This is a genomic window from Synergistaceae bacterium (genome assembly GCA_017444345.1).
Classification (GTDB): Bacteria; Synergistota; Synergistia; order Synergistales; family Aminobacteriaceae; genus JAFUXM01.
On record JAFSWW010000102.1, the window covers coordinates 1 to 3152 of the forward strand.

The 3152-nt window shown below is 37.3% G+C and carries 4 protein-coding genes; 1 reads left to right on the forward strand and 3 read right to left on the reverse strand.

Features of this window, described 5'->3' with window-relative positions; genetic code table 11:
* Together IJS99_08255 and IJS99_08260 are read right to left on the reverse strand one after the other, a co-directional pair.
* On the reverse strand, positions 1 to 628 hold a 628-nt coding region (locus tag IJS99_08255; protein MBQ7561807.1), incomplete at its 3' end, for a hypothetical protein.
* Between the two features lie 67 nt (positions 629 to 695).
* Positions 696 to 1289 carry a DNA-3-methyladenine glycosylase gene (locus IJS99_08260; protein ID MBQ7561808.1) on the reverse strand — a complete coding sequence of 198 codons (594 nt, stop codon included), beginning with the start codon at positions 1287 to 1289 and terminating at the stop codon, positions 696 to 698.
* A gap of 516 nt (positions 1290 to 1805) precedes the next feature.
* Here IJS99_08260 and IJS99_08265 point away from each other — a divergent pair.
* Positions 1806 to 2978 carry a glycosyltransferase family 4 protein gene (locus IJS99_08265; GenBank protein MBQ7561809.1) on the forward strand — a complete coding sequence of 391 codons (1173 nt, stop codon included), beginning with the start codon at positions 1806 to 1808 and terminating at the stop codon, positions 2976 to 2978.
* On the opposite strand, the gene IJS99_08270 is transcribed toward IJS99_08265, so the two are convergent.
* The coding region (locus tag IJS99_08270) for a lecithin retinol acyltransferase family protein (protein ID MBQ7561810.1) at positions 2975 to 3152 on the reverse strand (178 nt) is incomplete at its 5' end. The genes IJS99_08265 and IJS99_08270 overlap by 4 nt on opposite strands.

Consider the following 3152-nt stretch of genomic DNA (forward strand, 5'->3'; position numbering starts at 1 on the left):
ATGAATGAATACCGAGCTCCCATGTATCGCGGAATGCCTTAATAGTTTCGGGTTCAGTTGTTAAATCGTCGTCATTCTTGTCTTTAACGTCGCGCTTATTAATGAACGGCTGAAAATTTGATCCGTATTTAATGCCATAAGGAGGGTCAATATAAACGGTTTGAACTTTGCCTGAAAAATTTTCTTTGTGTAAAAGCGAATTCATGACGACAAGGGAGTCGCCTGCAATGAGTCTATTTACCCAGTTATTGAGATGTTGATATGATTCGATTGCGTTAATTTGTTCTTGAATGCGCTGTTCGGGTTCGAGTTCGGAGAAAAAATTAAATTGTATGGGAGCGGGTTTTTTCTGGAGTCGGTTAATGACGAGCTGCGGCCTGACAGTTTCATGAACGTGAATAGACGGCAAGGGGACATCGAACGAGAAACTTTCAGATTTGCCGGCCCATTCAAGAGTCGGGGAGTCATGAGGGTCAAATTTGTATGTGATAATTTTGTCGGGTTCGTTGTCATGAGAAGCGAGTCCGGCTGTAGGATTGTTGAGTCTTTTGTCGTCGTCGTGAGAGTATGAGTCAATCTGCCTAATTTTCGCGAGTTCAGAGTCAGATAAAAATTTTTGTCCGGCCATATGGGTAAAATCCTTTCATGAGTTAATGTTATATGAATGAAAGAATTATAGCAGAATTAACAAGAGATTATAATTTCCTGTGAGGCTTAGACACGTAAATATTATTATCGGCGTAATATCTCCAGTTAAAGAATTTATATTCTTGAGCGTAATCAATATTAATGCGCGGTGAAGTCATGACATTAAAAAAATTCCCCTCATCGCGAATATATAAATCATTCCCGCATAAGTCGAGCCCGTAAGAGTCTTTATTTATTCCCATAGCAGAACACAATTTGCCGGGGCCATTGCATAAATTCTTGATTGATTTAGTTTGCCGTCTTGTCATCATGAGGGGGAGTCCTTCTAAAGGTTCAAGAGCACGGATTAATACTGCCTCAGGTTTGTCTTGAGAGTTTGCAGTAACGTTAAAGCAGTAATACATCCCGTAAATTAAATATACATAAGCAAAGCCGCCTGTTTTATATTGAATTTCAGTACGACTCGTGCGTTTATTGTTATAAGTGTGAGCTGCTTTGTCGTCAGGGCCTCGATATGCTTCAGTCTCTACGATAATGCCGGAGGTTATGCCCTCGCTTGAGTCGTGTACTAAGATTTTGCCGATTAATTCGCGAGCGAGTTCGTTAACGTCCCTCAAGTAAAAATCACGCGTTAATTTCATGTCATCCCCCGTAAAAGTTAAATGATAAATCTTGAGAAATTATTATATATTGCCGAGAAAAATTTTTGAATCATGACACGAAAAAAATTTAGCTTGCTCACGAGAAAAAAATTATATTATTGACACAAAAAATTAGCTGGCTCCCATAAAAATTTTATAATATCGTGCATGAGTCATCACACAAAAAATTATAATGCCTCGCAAAAAATTTTATAAATCATCACACAAAAAAGTTAGCTTATTCCCGCAAAAATTTCGTGAAAATTCCCGTGAAAAAATTTGCAGAATAACAAAAATTTTTAGCTTTGTGAATTATTGCTATTACTAGAAAAAATAAATATTTCTGTAGCTGTAAATGTAGCTGTAAAAATGCTCGTTTTTGCATGAAAATTTTGCGTGAAGATTTTATTATTTTGCGAATTATAACACGTAAAATCCTGACTATATTTTTTCTGAATTAACTTGTAATTTCATGTATACTAGCATAAATATTATATACAAAGGAGTGCTTAACCGGTGAAAAAATTAGCTTTCATAACAAATTTTATAACGAGTCATCAAATAGAGCTGGCTAGGAATTTTGCGAAAATTTACGGCGATGATTATATATTTATCGTAATGTCAAATTCAGAATATGAGGGTTCGGGAGCAGTTGCAAAGGGAACGGCCAAGAAAAATAACGACTACAGCGGCGAAAAATTTTTATTCAAGGGCTGGGAGAATCCGGAAATTACGCGGAAAATTATAAACGAGTCCGAGTGCGTTATACTGGGCGGGATTCCTCCGGCGATTTTGCAAGAAAGATTAAAATCATGCAAATTAACTTTTTTATATAGTGAAAGATTCATGAAAGGGGGACTATTGAAGGATTTAGCGCGATTCATAAAATATAATATTTTCTCAGGAGCAAGAGAATCAGCACGAGATAAAGACTCAAAATTTTATTTGTTATGTGCATCGGCCTTTGCTGTAAGAGACTATAATTTATGCGGGCTATTTCGTGATAAAGCATTCAAATGGGGCTATTTTCCTGAAGTCAGGCGATATGAAAATATTGACTCGTTAATATCTCGTAAAACTCAAGCGCGAATCTTATGGGCAGGAAGATTTATTAATTGGAAGCATCCGGAATTTGCTGTAAAACTCGCTGAAAATCTGCGGGATCAAAATATAAATTTTTCTCTCAAGATAGCAGGTGCGGGCGCAATGTATGAGACTCTTTCAAGTATGATAGACTCGTTAAACTTGCGCGGACTCGTAAATATTACACCTGAAGGACTCTCAACTGAAGAAGTACGCTCAGAAATGGAGAACTCGCAAATTTTTATATTCACGTCCGATAAAGGCGAAGGCTGGGGAGCTGTCTTAAATGAGTCAATGAATTCTGCGTGTGCTGTAGTTGCTGGCAATAAAATAGGTTCAGCCCCGTATTTAATAAATGACGGTCAAAACGGGTTATTATTCGAGAATAAAAATATTCAGGACTTAACGCGAAAAGTTAAAGAGTTATTAACTAATCCCGAAAAAATTTCACGACTTGGCCGGGCTGCTTACGAGACAATAATAAACGAATGGAACGCAGAAACGGCCGCGAAAAAATTTGTAAAATTAGCAGACTCAATAATGGCCGGGCAAAATGTAAAAAATTTATTTTCTGAAGGAGTTTGCAGTATTGCGCCTGTTATTTAGCTTAGTAGATAAGTTATCATGTCTAAGATTCTATTTACCTGCGAGGAGTCTTTTATGCCTGTTTTGCACCAGACTGCAAAGTGTTCGCAATTGTTGAATGCTAGGTTATAGCCGCCTTCACCGAGTTTGCTCCTTGCGCGCGTTATTGTCTCTTCACCTGAATATAAGTGATAA

Bases quoted from the DNA above. Each gene is read 5' to 3' on its own strand.
- IJS99_08260 (MBQ7561808.1), bottom strand. From the start codon at position 1,289: ATGAAATTAACGCGTGATTTTTACTTGAGGGACGTTAACGAACTCGCT.